Source organism: Staphylococcus sp. 11511212, from assembly GCF_011394755.1.
In the GTDB taxonomy this organism is placed as follows: domain Bacteria; phylum Bacillota; class Bacilli; order Staphylococcales; family Staphylococcaceae; genus Staphylococcus; species Staphylococcus chromogenes.
On sequence record NZ_JAANBQ010000003.1, the window covers coordinates 1,169,199 to 1,188,850 of the forward strand.

The 19,652-nt window shown below is 38.3% G+C and carries 12 protein-coding genes; 2 read left to right on the plus strand and 10 right to left on the minus strand.

The features are described 5' to 3' along the window. The first annotated feature begins 16 nt into the window (after window positions 1-16). Complete coding sequence (locus tag G8Y84_RS07175; protein WP_259336263.1) at window positions 17-1,102, plus strand: MFS transporter; 1,086 nt, start codon at window positions 17-19, stop codon at window positions 1,100-1,102. 349 nt (window positions 1,103-1,451) lie between these two features. On the opposite strand, the gene G8Y84_RS07180 is transcribed toward G8Y84_RS07175, so the two are convergent. From G8Y84_RS07180 to G8Y84_RS07190, 3 genes are all read right to left on the minus strand, one after another. Then, window positions 1,452-2,528, minus strand: coding sequence for a branched-chain amino acid aminotransferase (locus G8Y84_RS07180; RefSeq protein WP_037572903.1), 1,077 nt, complete (start codon window positions 2,526-2,528; stop codon window positions 1,452-1,454). A gap of 270 nt (window positions 2,529-2,798) precedes the next feature. Then, window positions 2,799-3,758, minus strand: a complete 960-nt coding sequence (locus G8Y84_RS07185) for an L-threonine 3-dehydrogenase (RefSeq protein WP_037572906.1) — start codon at window positions 3,756-3,758, stop codon at window positions 2,799-2,801. A 309-nt stretch (window positions 3,759-4,067) separates the two neighbouring features. Then, window positions 4,068-5,258, minus strand: a complete 1,191-nt coding sequence (locus tag G8Y84_RS07190; protein ID WP_037572909.1) for a glycine C-acetyltransferase — start codon at window positions 5,256-5,258, stop codon at window positions 4,068-4,070. Window positions 5,259-5,366: 108 nt separating this feature from the next. Here G8Y84_RS07190 and G8Y84_RS07195 point away from each other — a divergent pair, with 108 nt between their 5' ends. Beyond that, on the plus strand, window positions 5,367-6,533 hold the full coding sequence (locus tag G8Y84_RS07195; protein WP_037572912.1) for a M20 family metallopeptidase: 1,167 nt from the start codon (window positions 5,367-5,369) through the stop codon (window positions 6,531-6,533). 544 nt (window positions 6,534-7,077) lie between these two features. Here the strand turns inward: G8Y84_RS07195 and tuf are convergent. The 7 genes from tuf to rpoB form a co-directional block, all read right to left on the minus strand. Next, the gene (gene tuf, locus G8Y84_RS07200) at window positions 7,078-8,265 is read right to left on the minus strand and encodes an elongation factor Tu (protein WP_037572915.1); all 1,188 of its coding nucleotides are present in this window, start codon (window positions 8,263-8,265) and stop codon (window positions 7,078-7,080) included. A gap of 190 nt (window positions 8,266-8,455) precedes the next feature. Next, window positions 8,456-10,537 carry an elongation factor G gene (fusA, locus tag G8Y84_RS07205; protein WP_037572918.1) on the minus strand — a complete coding sequence of 694 codons (2,082 nt, stop codon included), beginning with the start codon at window positions 10,535-10,537 and terminating at the stop codon, window positions 8,456-8,458. Between the two features lie 143 nt (window positions 10,538-10,680). Further along, the gene (gene rpsG, locus G8Y84_RS07210; protein ID WP_014614746.1) at window positions 10,681-11,151 is read right to left on the minus strand and encodes a 30S ribosomal protein S7; all 471 of its coding nucleotides are present in this window, start codon (window positions 11,149-11,151) and stop codon (window positions 10,681-10,683) included. Window positions 11,152-11,233: 82 nt separating this feature from the next. Next, window positions 11,234-11,647, minus strand: coding sequence for a 30S ribosomal protein S12 (gene rpsL, locus G8Y84_RS07215; RefSeq protein ID WP_037572921.1), 414 nt, complete (start codon window positions 11,645-11,647; stop codon window positions 11,234-11,236). 98 nt (window positions 11,648-11,745) lie between these two features. After that, window positions 11,746-12,000: a ribosomal L7Ae/L30e/S12e/Gadd45 family protein gene (locus tag G8Y84_RS07220; RefSeq protein WP_037572924.1), complete on the minus strand. Its 255-nt coding sequence runs from the start codon at window positions 11,998-12,000 to the stop codon at window positions 11,746-11,748. Between the two features lie 137 nt (window positions 12,001-12,137). Next, window positions 12,138-15,758, minus strand: a complete 3,621-nt coding sequence (rpoC, locus tag G8Y84_RS07225; RefSeq protein ID WP_105996651.1) for a DNA-directed RNA polymerase subunit beta' — start codon at window positions 15,756-15,758, stop codon at window positions 12,138-12,140. A 142-nt stretch (window positions 15,759-15,900) separates the two neighbouring features. Beyond that, window positions 15,901-19,452, minus strand: a complete 3,552-nt coding sequence (gene rpoB / locus G8Y84_RS07230) for a DNA-directed RNA polymerase subunit beta (protein ID WP_037572930.1) — start codon at window positions 19,450-19,452, stop codon at window positions 15,901-15,903. Between the last annotated feature and the right edge of the window lie 200 nt (window positions 19,453-19,652).

Genomic DNA, 19,652 nt, shown 5'->3' on the forward strand with positions numbered 1-19,652 from the left:
TCTTTATTTTTCTTTAATGTATTTTCTCATTGGTATGATACACACTTTTGTCGGTTCATTTAACCAATTCTTAAAAATAGAGCTAAATATGAATCAATCAGATGTATCAAATTTAATCAGTATTCAATTCATAACATTTATGGCTGGAGTGTTTCACTCAATTTTCTTAGTTAATAAAGATATTAAGAAATTTTTTAAAATAACACACCTATCCATTCTATTAATCGCTTCTGTTTTCCTTATTTCTGAGTATTACTTAATTGTATATCTGGTTGTAGCTATATTAGGTTTTTGCGCTGGATTTATCGAATCTTCTATTGCATCATATATTTTTAATACTAAATTTGAATCTGCCAAAACTTTTGGTTATATAGAATCATTTTTTGCAATAGGCTCATTTCTGCTCCCTATGATTGTGAAGATATTTGAATATCATTCAGATACAAAATACGCTATTATCTTTATACTCATAATGAATATCATTTCATTTTTTATTCTCTATTCAATAGAGTTTGAATTAAGTAGTAGCGATAGATATAAGATACCAAGGCCTTCTTTTAATAAAAAGTCAATGCTAGTTATAATTATTCTTACATGGTGTTTCTTTTATATTAGTATAGAAACGAATTTTTCAAATTTACTGCCATATATCAACTTAGTTTCTGATAAATTTAGCTATATTACTGTAAGTATATTTTGGATTGGAATAATTATAGGACGGTTTTTATATACGTTAATATTGCCAATAATTAGATTCAGGCTTGAAACATTGCTATTGGCTTATACAGTAATCTCCCTTTTTCTATATATTATGTTGATATATTTGAATACCCAAGATGAAATCAGGTTAATAATTCTATTTTTACTCACTCTATTTTTAGCACCCATGTTCCCTTTAGGTGCTAGTATCATTAATCAACATAGTAACAATAAGAGTTTATTTACTAGTATTTTTATCGCTGTAGCAGGATGTGGTGGTGCAATTGGAGCAGTGATTATAAAAACAGCTTTATCCATTCATATCCCTGTATATCTATCTATTTTATTAATATTAATTACTTGCTTATTTTTAAATACTATAATTTTAAAAACAAGCAAGTGAAATCCTATTTATTAATAGAGAAATCACATCGAAGTAACCGCTTTTACTGAAGTGATTTACAAAAGTGTAACCTAATAATACACAAAATAGTAATTGAATGTTCATTTCGCTTTATCTTTTAGTGTATGAGAAGTTTTTACTTTTTGAATAAAAGAGCGGATAAAAAATAGTTATTTCGGCTCTTTGTAAACATCGATTGGTAAAGATATAATGTACTAAGTTGCAAATTTTTGTTGCTTAGTATGGTTTTAATATTCACTCATGTATAATCTTGAAATGATTGATTACATCACAAAAGAACTAGGAAGCCTATCATATTATAGCTTCCTAGCTTTTCTTTTATTACAAATTAATATTTCGGTACAACGACTCTCCAACCATATGGATCTTCGAGTTTACCGCTTTGGATACCTGTATAGTTGTCATACAACTCTTGCGTAATAGGTCCTGTTTGGTTGTCATTAATGATAATTTTTTCATCTTTGAATTGTAGTTCGCCCACTGGAGAAATTACAGCTGCTGTTCCTGTGCCAAAGACTTCTTGAAGGCGTCCTTCTTTATGGTATTGATACAGTTCATCAATAGCTACGCGGCGTTCTTCAACTTCATAACCTAAAGATTGCGCAAGTTCTAGAACAGTTTTACGTGTGATGCCTGGTAAAATACTGCCGTTTAATTCAGGCGTCACAACTTTACCGTCAATGACGAAGAAAATGTTCATACTGCCCACTTCTTCGACATATTTTTGTTCTACCCCATCTAACCATAAAACTTGGTCAAAGCCTTCTGCATTGGCATTAGATTGTGCTAATAAACTCGCGGCATAGTTTCCAGCGACTTTCGCATAACCCACACCACCACGGACTGCGCGTACGTATTCATCTTCTACGTATATCTTTGTTGGACTTAAGGAATCTCCTCCATAATAAGAACCTGATGGCGATAAAATAATGAGTAAGCGATATTCATGTGAAGGATGCACACCTAAACCTTCTTGTGTCGCATATACGAATGGACGTATGTATAACGATTGTCCTTCACCTTCTGGTACCCAGTCACGTTCGACATCAATGAGTTGCTTAAGTCCTTCTAGTAGTAAGGATTCGTCTAATTGTGGCATTTTTAAGCGATCTAACGATAAATTAATACGCTTAAAGTTTTCCTCAGGTCTAAATAATACAACTTCATCGCCGTGCTTGTATGCTTTTAACCCCTCAAATACTGATTGGCCATAGTGGATACATTGGGCTGCCGGTGCAAGTTCGATTGGACCATAAGGAATAATCTTTAAGTCGTGCCATCCTTTATCTTGGGAATACTCAAAGCTAAGCATATAATCCGTAAAAACTTTACCAAATGTAAGTGAGGACTGATCTGGCTTTTCTTTAAGTTGGTCTCGTTGTTGAAATTGAATCTTTTCTGACATGATTATTCCTCCTATTTGACTGTAATACATGCATTATATCAATGCATTTACGACAATTCAATAAGTTTTCCGAAAATTAGCATTAATCTGATTTTTAGAAAACGCTTTCATATTTTTTTGATGATGTAAATCTAACTCCACTCCCAATGATTCATTATACAAAGTTTAAAGGGGTTATGAAAATAATTCGAATATATGAAAAAGAGACATGCCCGTCACATGTCTCTTCACGCATCCTATGATATTATGAGATTTTGCTCATTCTCTTGATTAAGCTTTATGTGTTTCTTTTTCTTGAATCGCCTCTAACATACGTGCTGTCATCGCTTTAAGGTCATATTTCGGGTTGAAGCCCCATTCACCACGTGCACAGCTTGTATCGATGCTATCTGGCCAACTTTCAGCGATACCTTGGCGCACTGGATCCACATCATAATCTAATGTAAAGTTAGGCATATGTTCTTGAATTGCTTCTTTCACCATTTCAGGTTCAATGCTCATCGCACTTAAGTTATACGCATTGCGGTGAATTAATTTTCCGCTATCGGCTTCCATTAATTGGATAATGGCATCAATCGCATCATCCATAAACATCATATCCATATATGTGTCTTTGGCAATATAGCTTGTATAATGCCCTTCACGTACAGCTTTGAAGTAAATATCAACTGCATAGTCTGTTGTACCGCCACCTGGTTCTTTCACATAAGAAATCAATCCTGGAAAACGAACGCTACGTGTATCCACACCAAATTTCGTGAAATAGTAGTCACATAACAATTCGCCTGACACTTTGTTCACCCCATACATTGTGTTTGGACGTTGAATTGTCACTTGTGGCGTATTCTTTTTCGGTGTATTTGGGCCAAATGCGCCGATAGAACTTGGAGTAAAGAATTGTAAATGATGTTTACGCGCAACTTCGAGTGCATTCACTAATCCACCCATATTTAAATGCCATGCGAGTAATGGCTTTTGTTCTGCTGTTGCTGATAACAGAGCCGCCATATGCATCATTGTGTCCGGTTGGAATTGTGCTACCAATTGTTCCATTTTATCCGCATCAGTAACATCTAAAATTTCAAAAGGCCCTTCAGCCACAATAGAACCTTCTTCTGGCTCACGAATATCTGTTGCTAATACATTTTCATTCCCATAAATTTCACGACACTTCGCGACAAGCTCTGTTCCAATTTGTCCTAATGCACCTGTTATAAAAATCTTTTTCATAAATACTCATTCTCCTCATTGTCTTTTCGAGACGGACATACGTCTTTTCTAAATAGTCATTTTCTTGTTTTACAGGGTAATTATATCATTTAAGCGCTTTCTTGTACATCGTGAAAAAACAAAAAAGACGTGGTTAAGCGCAATATTTCTCATAGAGAGTAAACAAAACCCTCTAAATTTTTCTTAGGATGGTTGCTGAATAAATATTGAGAAACGTTGTTTGAGAAATAATCTACAAAAAAACTGCCTACAAAATGCATAGTTTTGTAGACAGTTTGAAGCATTGTGTTTTAACATAGCTTCAGTTTATTATTGAATTACGCCGAGTTCTTTACCTACGCGCTCATAAACTTCTAATGCTTGATCTAACATTTCTTTCGTATGCGCTGCTGTAGGCATATTTCTCACGCGCCCTGTACCACGTGGCACTGTTGGGAAGACGATTGATTTTACATAAACGCCTTCATCCATTAAACGCTTACTAAATTCTTGTGTTTTCTTTTCATCACCAATAATCACAGGTGTGATTGGTGTTTCTGAGTCACCAATATCAAATCCTAATTTTGATAAACCTTCTTTAAGGTATTTCGCGTTATCCCAAAGTTTATCGTGTAACTCTGTTGAAGCCATTAATTTATTCACAGCTTCTGTGATAGCTTTTGTATCCCCAGGAGCTAATGATGTTGAGAATAAAAATGGACGAGATTGCACTTTTAGCCAATCGATTAATTGTTGTGTTCCGGCAACGTAACCACCTACGACACCAATTGCTTTAGATAATGTTCCGATTTGGAAATCGATTTTATCTTGTAAACCAAAATGTTTTACAGTTCCTGCACCTTTACCCATTACACCTGAGCCGTGGGCATCGTCGACGTAAATCATAATACCTAAAGGTTCACAAATTTCTACAATTTCAGGTAACTTAGCAACATCGCCATCCATACTGAAGACACCATCAGTAATGTACATCACTTTATTGTATTCCCCAGATTCTACAGCTTCTTTAGCTTTTTGACGTAAATCATCCATATCTGAATGTTTTACACGAATAATTTTAGCTTTAGATAAACGGCAACCGTCAATAATAGACGCATGGTTTAATTCATCAGATAAAATTGCATCATTTTTATTCATCACTGCAGAGATAGCAGCCATGTTACAGTTAAATCCTGATTGATAGGCAATTGCTGCTTCTGTACCTTTAAATTTAGCTAATGTTTGCTCAAGTTCATCATGCAAATCTAAAGTTCCGTTAATTGTACGAACTGCGCCTGCGCCCACCCCATGAGAGTCAATTGCACTTTTCGCTGCTTTTTTAAGATCGTCGTTTGTTGCTAATCCTAAGTAGTTGTTTGATGATAAGTTGATATATTTTTTGCCTTTGATTTGAATTTCAGGACCATTGGCACCTTCGATTGAATCAATTTCATTGTATAGGCCGTTGTCTTTTAAATAGTTAATGTTTTCTTCCAAAAACGCATTTAACTTTTGAACCATGTTCATTCCCCTTTCAAATATAAATCATCTTTATCATACCCTATTTTGAACAAACTTCAAAGCATGTGTATAATATAAAGACAACTATTTAATTAAGGAGAGATCGCTTTGACGGATTGGTTCCAACTTGCGCGTGAAAAAGAAACTCAAATGATAGAAACACGTCGCTATTTACATCAATACCCTGAAGTTTCATTTTTTGAGAAGCACACGCATGCTTACATTTTACAACGTCTTGAACAACTCGATTTTGATATAAAGGCACCCGTAGGTCAAAACGGGATTATTGCGAAAATTTCTGGCGCTACGAGTGGACCGACCATTGCGTTACGTGCTGATTTTGATGCACTTCCTATTGAAGATTTAAAAGAGGTCCCTTATCGCTCTAAAGTTCCAGGTGTCATGCACGCCTGTGGTCATGATGGCCACACAGCCATTTTATTGACGGTAGCAGAACTCTTGCATGAGTATCAGTCAAAACTCAAAGGGACGGTCGTACTCATATTTCAATATGGAGAAGAAGTCACTCCCGGCGGTGCGCAAGAGATGATTGCAGATAATGCGTTAATGGGGGTCGACAAAATATATGGCAATCATTTATGGAGTGGTTATCCAACTGGCACGATCCATACGCGGTCAGGTCCGATGATGGCGCAACCTGATGAATTTAATATTCAAATTCACGGTAAAGGTGGACATGGCGCAAAGCCACATGAAACGATAGATCCTGTCGTCATATTAGCTGAATTTATTTTAAGCACGCAAAAAATTGTTTCAAGAACGATAGATCCTGTAAAACAAGCCGTCATTTCTTTTGGTAAAATCCAAGCAGGCGAAGCTGATAATGTGATTCCGGATACGGCTATATGTCGTGGTACTGTTCGTACGTTTGAACCAGAAGTTCAAAATCATATTTATCATAAGATGGATAAGTTATTGCAAGGGTTGGCACTTGCCAATGATATTACGTATGAATTTGACTATACTAAAGGCTATCTTCCTGTATATAATCATGCAGCTTCAGCTGAGGTGGTGAAACAAGCCGCTAACCAATTGAATTTTAGGTATCAAGATTCAGACTTAATGATGGTCGGTGAAGACTTTTCATTCTATCTTAAAGCACGTCCTGGTGCCTTTTTCTTCACAGGCTGTGGCAATCCAGAAAAAAATAGTGAGTGGCCACATCATAGTCCTCATTTTGATATTGATGAATCAGCGATGAAATATGCAGTGAGTACGTTTATGAAAATTTTAGAGCTTGAACATGTTATATAAATAGGGCTCTTTATAAAATAGGACTAATCACATTAAGGAGTTAGGCAATTACGGATTGCAAAACTCCTTTTTTCGTTGTAGGAACTTAAAGACTTAGCCATTGATGGCTATTTTAATAACACTTAACTCCGTTAAACAGTTTTTATAACTTAGGCATGCGATTAATATAACTCATTTGATTGGTCCCTATGCCGAGACTTTTGAGGCATCTAGCCGAAACCGAAAATCCTTTTTTTAGATTTTTCACTTACTGCAATAAAATTAGTGGCAGTAGCTGACTGGATTACGTATGCGCTTTTCAAACTTTTCTCAATGTAAAGGACCACCTGTTCACGTATGTTCATAGGTGTACTGAAGACGTAACGCATTTCATTCGTAACGACTTCATGCACCGGCAGGCATTACTACGAAATCAGATAAATTTCTGTAATGCTCCCAGAAAAGCCTCAAATCGTCACGCAAACAACGATTTGAGGCTTTAAAATGTAAAAAAAAGAGTTGGCACAAAGCCAACTCTTTTTATCTATCTCAAAGATAAATGATATTATTTTTCGATAGCTGTTACAACGCCTGATCCTACAGTACGTCCACCTTCACGGATTGAGAAACGAGTACCGTCTTCGATAGCGATTGGAGAAATTAACTCAACGTCCATTTCTACGTTATCGCCAGGCATAACCATTTCAGTACCTTCTGGTAAGTTAACAACGCCAGTTACGTCAGTAGTACGGAAATAGAATTGTGGGCGGTAGTTAGAGAAGAATGGAGTGTGACGTCCACCTTCGTCTTTTGATAAAACGTATACTTCAGCTTTAAATTTTGTGTGTGGTGTGATTGAACCAGGAGCAGCTAATACTTGACCACGTTGTACGTCTTCACGAGCAACACCACGTAATAAAGCACCAATGTTGTCACCAGCTTCAGCGTAGTCTAATAACTTACGGAACATTTCTACACCAGTAACAGTTGTTTTAGAAGATTCTTCAGATAAACCGATGATTTCAACTTCTTCACCAACTTTGATTTGACCACGTTCAACACGGCCAGTAGCAACTGTACCACGACCTGTGATTGAGAATACGTCCTCAACAGGCATCATGAATGGTTTGTCAGAATCACGTTCTGGAGTTGGAATGTAGTTATCTACAGCTTCCATTAATTCTAAGATTTTAGCTTCGTATTCAGCGTCGCCTTCTAAAGCTTTTAATGCTGAACCAGCGATTACAGGGATGTCATCGCCTGGGAAGTCGTATTCAGATAATAAGTCACGAACTTCCATTTCAACTAATTCTAATAATTCTTCGTCGTCAACCATGTCAACTTTGTTTAAGAATACAACTAATGCTGGTACACCAACGTTACGTGATAAAAGGATATGCTCACGAGTTTGTGGCATTGGACCATCAGCAGCAGATACTACTAAGATACCGCCGTCCATTTGCGCAGCACCAGTGATCATGTTTTTAACATAGTCAGCGTGTCCTGGGCAGTCAACGTGTGCATAGTGACGTTTTCCAGTTTGGTACTCGATGTGAGAAGTGTTGATTGTGATACCACGTTCTTTTTCTTCTGGAGCGTTGTCAATCATGTCGTATGATTGTGCAACTGAGTCACCGTTTTTCGCTAATACTGTAGCAATTGCAGCTGTTAAAGTAGTTTTACCATGGTCAACGTGACCGATAGTACCAATATTGGCATGTTCTTTTGAGCGATCGAATTTTTCTTTTGCCATTATGAAATCTCTCCTCTTCAAATTAAGAATTAATATTTAATATCTCTCATGAAAGTTACTCACCTTCATGAGATAGATAATCTTTATTACCTTTATAAATCATTTTACTAAAAAAATCAATTTTAAAAGAGCATAAAGTGTTGATGACATCTCACAAGATGAACATCACATAGACGGGTTGGGTAATCTATTATTCACCTTTGTTCTTTTTGATGATTTCTTCAGAAATTGATTTAGGTACTTCTGCATAGTGATCAAAGTACATTGTGTAAGTACCGCGACCTTGTGTGTTAGAACGTAATGAAGTTGCGTAACCAAACATTTCTGAAAGTGGTACAAATGCGTTAACAACTTGAGCGTTACCACGTGGTTCCATACCGTCAACACGGCCACGACGTGCAGTAACGTCACCCATGATGTCACCCATGTACTCTTCAGGCATTTCGATTGTAACTTTCATCATTGGTTCTAAGATAACTGGATCACATTTTTTAGCAGCTTCTTTAAGTGCCAAAGATGCAGCAATTTTGAAGGCCATTTCAGATGAATCGACATCGTGGTATGAACCATCAAATAATTTAGCTTTAACATCGATTAATGGATATCCAGCTAACACACCATTTTCCATAGCGTCTTTAAGACCTTGTTCAACTGATGGGATGTATTCACGAGGAACAACACCACCAACGATAGCGTTTTCGAATTCGAAACCAGCACCTGTTTCGTTAGGTGTGAATTCGATATGAACGTCACCGTATTGACCACGACCACCAGATTGACGAGAGAATTTACCTTGAACAGCAGCCGCTGATTTGAACGTTTCACGGTAAGATACCATTGGCGCACCAACGTTTGCTTCTACGTTAAATTCTTTTTTCATACGGTCAACAATGATGTCAAGGTGAAGTTCACCCATACCACCAATGATAACTTGACCTGTTTCTTCGTCTGTGTGCGCTTTGAATGTTGGGTCTTCTTCTTGAAGTTTCACAAGCGCTTGTGTCATTTTATCTTGGTCAGCTTTTGATTTAGGTTCTACTGATAAGTGGATAACTGGCTCTGGGAATTCCATTGACTCAAGGATGATGTCATTTTTCTCTCCACAAAGCGTGTCACCTGTACCTGTATCTTTAAGACCTACAGCTGCTGCGATATCACCTGAGTATACGCTGCTGATTTCTTGACGAGAGTTTGCGTGCATTTGTAGGATACGACCTACACGTTCACGTTTACCTTTCGTAGAGTTTTTAACATATGAACCAGAAGTTAATGTACCTGAGTACACACGGAAGAATGTTAATTTACCAACATAAGGGTCAGTCATAACTTTGAACGCTAATGCTGCGAATTCAGCATCGTCGTCCGCTTTCGCAATAACTTCTTCGTCAGGATTTTCTGCACGATGACCTACGATTGGCTTAACATCAAGTGGTGATGGTAAGTAATCGATAACGGCATCTAACATTAGTTGAACACCTTTGTTCTTAAATGCAGTACCACATAATACTGGGTAGAATTCTACGTCTGTTGTAGCCTGACGGATAGCGTCTTTAAGCTCGTCAACAGAGATTTCTTCTCCACCTAAGTATTTTTCCATTAAGTCATCGTTTGTCTCAGCTACAGCTTCGATTAATGCTTCACGTGCTTCTTCAGCACGATCTTGCATATCTTCAGGAATATCTGTTTCCTCGATATCTGTACCTAAGTCATTATTGTATTTGAAGCATTTCATTGTCACTAAGTCAATGATTGCATGGAAATCATCTTCAGCACCAATTGGTAATTGGATTGGAGCTGCGTTCGCTTGTAAACGGTCATGTAAAGTGCTTACTGCGTAGTCGAAGTTTGCACCCATTTTGTCCATTTTGTTTACAAATACGATACGTGGTACGCCGTAAGTTGTTGCTTGACGCCAAACTGTTTCAGTTTGAGGTTCTACACCTGATTGTGCATCAAGTACAGTAACAGCACCATCAAGTACACGTAATGAACGTTCAACTTCTACTGTGAAGTCTACGTGTCCTGGTGTATCGATGATGTTAACACGGTGATCATTCCAAGCAGCTGTTGTTGCAGCTGATGTAATTGTAATACCACGGTCTTGCTCTTGCTCCATCCAGTCCATTTGTGAAGCACCTTCATGTGTTTCACCAATTTTGTGGATACGTCCAGTGTAATAAAGAATACGTTCAGTAGTAGTCGTTTTACCCGCATCGATGTGAGCCATGATACCGATATTACGCGTGTTCTTCAAAGAAAAGTCTCTTCCCATGGGTATTCTTTCTCCTTCCAGAATATAGGATAATATAATCAGATATAGCTTTACCCTAAGCAAACGCATGACAAACGTTCAATATGCAAGAAGCATGTTGATGGCTGTCGAAGTCATTAATGCTCAGGGAATGGGCTTCTATCTTACCAACGGTAGTGAGCGAATGCTTTGTTCGCTTCAGCCATTTTGTGCGTGTCTTCACGTTTCTTAACGGCACCACCAGTGTTGTTAGCAGCGTCTAAGATTTCGTTAGCTAAACGCTCTTCCATAGTTTTTTCACCACGAAGACGCGCATAGTTTACTAACCAACGTAAACCTAAAGTAGTACGACGCTCTGGACGAACTTCTACAGGTACTTGGTAGTTAGAACCACCTACACGGCGAGCTTTAACTTCAAGTACTGGCATAATATTGTTGATAGCTTCATCGAAAACTTCCATTGCATCACGACCTGAACGTTCTTGAACTAAGTCGAATGCAGAATAAAGAATACGTTGAGCTGTCCCACGTTTACCATCTAACATGATCTTATTGATTAATTTTGTCACTAACTTAGAGTTGTGAATTGGATCTGGTAACACATCTCTTTTAGGTACTGATCCTTTACGAGGCATAATACAAGTCCTCCCTTCCTATTATAGTATATTTATAATCTATCAGTCATATTAACCGACGAAAATTTACATGAATTTAACCTTATTTTTTAGGTTTTTTAGTTCCGTATAATGAACGTCCTTGTTTACGTCCATCAACACCAGAAGTATCTAACGCACCACGTACGATATGGTAACGCACACCAGGTAAGTCTTTTACACGTCCACCACGTACAAGTACAACACTGTGTTCTTGTAAGTTGTGTCCAATACCAGGGATGTATGCGTTGATTTCAATGTTGTTTGATAAACGCACACGTGCATATTTACGTAACGCTGAGTTAGGTTTTTTAGGAGTCATAGTACCAACACGAGTACAAACACCACGTTTTTGTGGAGAATTTAACTTCGTGAATTGTTTCTTTTGACTGTTGAAACCTCTGTTTAAAGCTGGTGAGTCAGATTTCTTAGTTTTGCTTTGTCTTGGTTTACGTACTAATTGGTTAATAGTAGGCATTTATGTTTCCTCCTCTCTCATTTTTTAATCCCACACATCCAGGTGGTTCATTTTTGGGTTAAATAAAATTTAGTAAGTCCAAATCGTCCTTACTAATCTCATTTGAGCAAAGCAACCACAGTTGCCTTTACATTAATACCAACTCGTTCTCCTAGAGCCGCTTGACTCTCGCAAAAAGTGATTGGTATGTTATTTTGATTGGCAAAGCTTAACACGCGAGCTAAGAGATGCACATTAACATCTTCGCCGATAATCAATTGGGATACGTTATGATTTTTCAACGCTTTAAGCGTTTGTTTCAAACCAACAACGTAGGTCTGTTTGTTTAAGCGTGTGACTTTTTCATTAGACATTTACATATCCTCCAAAGTACTGCTTGCATCAACCTTTTCTATATTATCATCTCATGTTGTTCAAGTCAACATATTTTCAGACAATATTACAAAAAGTAAAGGCACAGCATTTGAGTGCTCACTGCGCCTTTCATTTATTAAGATTCCGTCACAATATGTTCAGGAGTTTCAATCGTTGCATTTTCTTTTTCGATATCTACTTGGCTATAACGTTTCATACCAGTACCTGCTGGGATCAGCTTACCGATAATAACGTTTTCTTTGAGTCCAAGTAAGTCATCACGTTTACCTTTAATCGCAGCGTCTGTAAGTACACGTGTTGTTTCTTGGAAGGATGCTGCAGATAAGAAACTTTCTGTTTCAAGTGATGCTTTTGTGATACCTAAAAGTACTGGTTTAGCCGTCGCTGGGCGTTTACGGTCTTTAAATGCTTCACGGTTCGCATCAGTAAAGTGGTGAATGTCCACTAATGAACCTGGTAATAATTTCGTGTCACCCGCTTCGATAATACGAACTTTACGTAACATTTGACGTACCATAACCTCAACGTGTTTGTCGTCGATTTCTACCCCTTGCATACGGTAAACTTTTTGAACTTCTTTAAGCAAGTAAGCTTCAGTAGCTGTTAAACCTGCTACTGCTAAGAAGTTTTTAGGCTCAATTGAACCTTCAGTTAAGACTTCACCACGTTCAACCGTTTGACCGATTTCAACTTTCAAGCGTGACGTACCTGCCGCAAGGTATGAACGCGTTTCGTTCGCACCTTTTACGACGATTTCCTGTTGTCTATCTTTACCGATTGTAATGTTATCAATTGTACCTTCGATTTCTGTAATGACCGCTTGACCTTTCGGATTACGTGCTTCAAAAATCTCTTGGATACGTGGTAAACCTTGTGTGATATCGCTACCGGCTACCCCACCTGTATGGAAAGTACGCATTGTTAACTGTGTACCTGGCTCACCGATAGATTGTGCTGCGATTGTACCAACCGCCTCACCAACTTCAACTTTTTCACCTGTTGCTAAGTTTTTACCGTAACATTTTTCACATACACCATGACGTGTGTTACATGTAAATGCAGAACGGATGTACATTTCCTCAATGCCAGCATCTGTAATTTCTTTTGCGATATCAGGTGTGATTAATTCGTCTGGGCGAATGATGACATTGCCTGTTTCAGGGTGACGAATCGTTTCTTTTGCGTAACGACCTTCGATACGTTCGATGAATGGTTCGATCATTTCAGTACCTTCTTTAATGTCTGAAACGAGTAAACCACGGTCTGTACCACAATCCTCTTCACGCACGATAACGTCTTGCGCCACGTCAACCAGACGACGTGTAAGGTAACCTGAGTCCGCTGTTTTAAGGGCTGTATCGGCAAGACCTTTACGCGCACCGTGAGTAGAGATAAAGTACTCTAATACCGTTAAACCTTCACGGAATGAAGACGTGATTGGAAGTTCGATAATCTTGCCAGATGGTGCGGCCATTAATCCACGCATACCTGCAAGTTGCGTAAAGTTTGAGGCGTTACCACGGGCACCAGAGTCACTCATCATAAAGATTGGGTTTGTTTTTTCAAGTGATTCCATCAATTCTGCTTGAATTTGGTCTTTCGCATTGGTCCAAATTTCGATAACCGCGTTATAACGTTCTTCTTCAGTTAATAAACCACGGTTAAATTGTTTTTGTACACGTTCAACAAGTTTTTCTGATTCATCAAGAATATCTTTCTTGTCTGGTAATACCACAATGTCAGCGACACCTACTGTAATACCGGCTTTTGAAGAATATTTGAATCCTAAGTCTTTCATTAAGTCAAGCATCATAGAAGTATCCGTAATGCTGAAGCGATTGAATACTTCTGCGATGATATTTCCTAAGAATTTTTTGTTGAATGGTGGGACAAGTTCTGTTTTTTCAAAGTACTCAGCTAAACCGCCTTCACCTAGTTCTGAAGCTGAGACAAAGTACTTATCTGGTGTGTTCTTTTCAAGGTTAGTCGCTGTCGGTTCATTGATGTATGCAAATGAATCTGGAATGATTTCATTGAAAATTACTTTACCTACTGAAGTCGTTAAGATCTTACGGTTTTGTTCTTCAGTAAATGTTGGGTTATTAAATGATGCTGCTTGTACCCCAATACGTGTATGAAGGTGAACGTAACCGTTCGCATAGGCTTTAATCACTTCGTTGGCATCGTTAAACAATAAACCTGTATTGACTGCATCTTTACGTTCTAAAGTTAAATAGTAGTTACCTAATACCATGTCCTGAGACGGTGTAACAACTGGTTTACCATCTTTAGGGTTCAAGATGTTTTGTGCTGCAAGCATTAACATACGTGCTTCTGCTTGGGCTTCTTTTGATAATGGAACGTGAACGGCCATTTGGTCACCGTCAAAGTCCGCATTATAGGCCGTCGTTACAAGTGGATGTAAACGAATCGCACGACCTTCAACTAATGTTGGTTCGAAGGCTTGGATACCAAGTCTGTGAAGCGTTGGCGCACGGTTAAGAAGTACTGGGTGTTCTGTAATAACATCTTCTAAAACGTCCCAAACTTCATCTTCTGTACGTTCGATTTTACTTTTCGCATTTTTAATGTTTGTTGCGATTTCACGTTGAACTAATTCTTTCATCACGAAAGGTTTGAATAATTCTAACGCCATTTCTTTTGGTAAACCACATTGGTACATTTTCAAGTTAGGACCTACGGCGATAACTGAACGGCCTGAATAGTCCACACGTTTACCGAGTAAGTTTTGACGGAAACGACCTTGTTTACCTTTTAACATGTGTGACAATGATTTTAATGGACGGTTACCTGGACCTGTCACTGGACGGCCACGACGACCGTTGTCGATTAATGCATCAACAGCTTCTTGTAACATACGTTTTTCGTTTTGAACAATAATGCCAGGAGCACCAAGATCTAATAAACGTTTTAAACGATTGTTACGGTTGATGACACGACGATATAAATCGTTCAAGTCACTAGTTGCAAAACGTCCCCCATCTAATTGCACCATTGGACGGATTTCTGGTGGAATGATTGGAAGCACGTCTAAAATCATCCAAGCTGGATTGTTTCCAGAGTTACGGAATGATTCTACAACTTCTAAACGTTTGATCGCACGTGTTAAACGTTGACCTGTTGCAGATTCAAGTTCGTCACGTAACATTTTTAATTCTTCGTCTAAATTGATTTCTTCGAGTAAATCTTTGATTCCTTCCGCACCCATTTTGGCTACGAATTGTCCAGGGAATTTATCATAATACTCACGGAATTCAGCTTCAGAGAGTAATGTTTTCTTTTCTAGACCCGTTGGACCTGGGTCTACCACGACGTAAGAAGCAAAGTAAATGACTTCTTCTAAGGCACGTGGAGACATGTCTAATAATAAGCCCATACGGCTTGGGATACCTTTGAAATACCAAATGTGTGATACAGGTGCCGCAAGTTCGATGTGACCCATACGTTCACGACGTACTTTTGATTTTGTAACTTCAACGCCACAACGGTCACAAATCATCCCTTTATAACGTACACGTTTGTACTTACCACAACTACATTCCCAGTCTTTTGTTGGTCCAAAAATACGTTCACAGAATAGACCGTCTTTTTCTGGTTTTAAAGTACGATAGTTAATTGTTTCTGGCTTTTTAACCTCACCGTATGACCAAGAACGGATTTTTTCAGGTGAAGCGAGTCCTATTTTCATGTAATGGAATTTATTTACATCAATCAAGGAGCCTACCTCCTTTATTTTAATTAGCTGTGCTAGTTGATTGATTCCTTAAAACAATGGCATACATGTTGTTGTGAATGGGGGATCCCCTCTTAAAAGGCCCCATTCACAATACATATTATTTATTCAGAAGATGCAAGATTTATTCTGTTAAATCTTTTTGTGATTCTGGAACGGAAGATTGTTGTAAGTTGACTTTGCGATCAGGAATATCGTCATCGTCTAAGTCACGCATTTCAATCTCGTTATCTTGTTCGTCCATCACTTTAACATCTAAACCTAAACTTTGAAGTTCTTTCATCAATACGCGGAATGATTCTGGAACACTTGGTCTAGAAATATTTTCACCTTTAACGATAGATTCGTATGTTTTCACACGACCGACTGTGTCGTCAGATTTGTATGTGAGGATTTCTTGTAATGTGTATGCTGCACCATAAGCTTCAAGTGCCCATACCTCCATCTCACCAAATCTTTGTCCACCGAATTGTGCTTTACCACCAAGTGGTTGTTGCGTAACGAGTGAGTATGGACCAGTTGAACGTGCATGGAGTTTGTCGTCTACCATGTGTGCAAGTTTCAACATGTACATAACCCCTACAGAAATACGATTATCGAATGGTTCGCCTGTACGGCCATCGTAAAGGACAGTTTTACCGTCACGTGCCATACCTGCTTCTTCAATTGTTGACCATACGTCATCATCGTTGGCACCGTCAAATACCGGAGATGCAACGTGAATACCTAAGTTTTTCGCAGCCATACCTAAGTGAAGCTCTAAAACTTGTCCGATATTCATACGTGATGGTACACCTAGTGGGTTTAACATGATATCGATTGGACGTCCATCTGGTAAGTAAGGCATGTCTTCTTCAGGAACAATCTTAGAGATGACACCTTTGTTACCATGACGACCACACATCTTATCCCCAACGTGAATTTTACGTTTTTGAACGATGTAAACACGTACGAGTTGGTTAACACCTGGAGATAACGAATCGTCGCCATCTTCACGGTTGAAGACTTTAACATCTAATACGATACCGCCTGCACCGTGTGGTACACGTAATGACGTATCACGTACTTCACGTGCTTTTTCACCAAAGATGGCATGTAAAAGACGTTCTTCAGCAGTAAGTTCAGTAACCCCTTTAGGTGTAACTTTACCGACTAAGATGTCACCATCTTTAACTTCCGCACCTACATAAACAATACCACGATCATCTAAGTTTTTAAGGGCATTTTCAGAAACGTTCGGAATATCACGTGTAATTTCTTCAGGTCCAAGTTTCGTGTCACGCGCTTCAGATTCGTATTCTTCAATGTGGATTGAAGTATAAACGTCATCTTTTACAAGGCGTTCACTCATGATTACGGCATCCTCGTAGTTATAACCGTCCCAAGTCATGAAGCCAACAACAACGTTACGACCTAACGCCATTTCACCTAATTCCATAGATGGACCATCGGCAAGAATTTCGTTTTTCTCAACAACGTCTCCTGCAGCGATGATTGGACGTTGGTTATAACATGTACCAGAGTTTGAACGTTTGAATTTAGCTAAAGGATAGCGATCTAATTCACCTTCAACCTCTTTGCCATTTTCTTCAATTAAGCGACGTACAAGAATTTCACTAGATTGAACGTGCTCTACGCGACCACGGTATTTTGCAAGTACTGCCGCACCAGAGTCACGTGCAGCTACGTGTTCCATACCTGTACCTACATATGGTGACTCAGGGTTTAACAAAGGCACCGCTTGACGTTGCATGTTCGCACCCATTAACGCACGGTTAGAGTCATCGTTTTCTAAGAACGGAATACATGCAGTTGCCGCAGAAACAACTTGCTTCGGTGATACGTCCATGTAATCCATTTTTTCTTTAGCCATTGTTGTATTGTTCCCACGGAAACGACAAACGATTTCGTCGTCGATAAAGCGTCCATTTTCATCTAAACGTGAGTTCGCTTGGGCAACAACATAACTGTCTTCTTCGTCCGCAGTTAAATAATCAATTTGATCAGTAATTGCGTTCGTTTCAAGGTCTACTTTACGATACGGCGTTTCAATAAAACCAAATTCATTAACACGCGCATAACTTGAAAGTGAGTTGATTAATCCAATATTTGGACCCTCTGGTGTTTCGATTGGACACATACGACCGTAGTGAGAATAGTGAACGTCACGCACTTCCATTTGAGCACGTTCACGTGTTAAACCACCTGGTCCTAAAGCAGATAAACGACGTTTGTGAGTTAACTCTGCTAATGGGTTCGCTTGGTCCATGAATTGTGATAATTGTGAACTACCAAAGAACTCTTTCACAGATGCAATCACTGGTCGGATGTTGATTAATTGTTGTGGTGTGATAGATTCTGTGTCTTGAATAGACATTCTTTCACGTACGACACGTTCCATACGAGATAAACCAATACGGAATTGGTTTTGTAATAATTCACCCACAGAACGTAAACGACGGTTACCTAAATGGTCGATATCGTCTGTGTAACCAATGCCATGTAATAAGTTGAAGAAATAAGACATAGAAGCAACGATATCCGCTGGTGTAATACATTTCACTTCTGAATCAGGGAAAGCATTACCGATAACAGTTGTTGTACGCTCTTCATCATCGTTAGGAACATAAACTTTGATAGATTGAACTTCTACAGGTTCATCTACAATGCTATTTGGAAGCTCATAAACTTGTGCGTTCGCATTCGATTCTAAGACATCCATAATTTCGTCCAATTTACGACGATCTAACACTGTGCCTTCTTCAACAACGATTTCGCCTGTTTCAGTGTTGACGATTGGTTCAGCTAATTTTTGATTAAATAAACGATGTTTTAAATGTAATTTTTTGTTTGCTTTATAACGTCCTACGCTAGCTAAATCGTAACGTTTTGGATCAAAGAAACGAGAGTATAATAGACTCTTCGCATTTTCTACAGTTGGTGGTTCACCTGGGCGTAAACGTTCATAAATTTCAAGTAAAGCTTGTTCTGTATTTTCAGTGTTGTCTTTTTCTAAAGTATTGCGTAAGTATTCGTTATCTCCAATTAAATCAATAATTTCTTGATCTGTAGAGTAACCTAACGCACGTAATAATACAGTTAATGGTAATTTACGTGTTCTATCGATACGGACATATACCACATCTTTAGCGTCTGTTTCATATTCCAACCAAGCACCACGGTTAGGAATCACAGTCGCATCATAGTTCACACGACCATTTTTATCTAGTTTTTCGTTGAAATAAACGGATGGTGAACGTACTAATTGTGAAACGATAACACGTTCTGCACCGTTGATGACGAAAGTCCCTGTTTCAGTCATTAATGGGAAATCACCCATGAACACTTCTTGGTCTTTCACTTCGCCCGTTTCTTTAATGATTAAACGGACTTTAACACGCAAAGGTGCCGCGTATGTTGCATCACGGTTTTTTGATTCTTCTAAGTCGTACTTAGGTTCACCTAATCTATAATCAACAAATTCTAAAGAAAGGTTACCTGTGAAGTCCTCAATTGGAGAAATGTCTCGAAGCATTTCTAAGAGCCCTTCTTTTAAAAACCAATCATATGATTTTGTTTGAATCTCAATTAAATTAGGTAATTCTAATACTTCTGAGATTCTTGCGTAGTTTCTACGTTTACGATGTCTTCCATATTGGACAAATTGACCTGCCAAACAGATTCACCCCTCAAAAATTGTGTGTCTCTCTAATAAAAGTGTTATGCAACAAGACAAAAAGAAAACGGTTGTTCACGATACAATGACACCATTTTCTATTCTAATTGCTTATTTATGAAATGTTACAATGAAACTTTAGCGGTAAAAGTACACACTTATTGAACATAATTTTTTCATCTTAATACTTTACCATACAA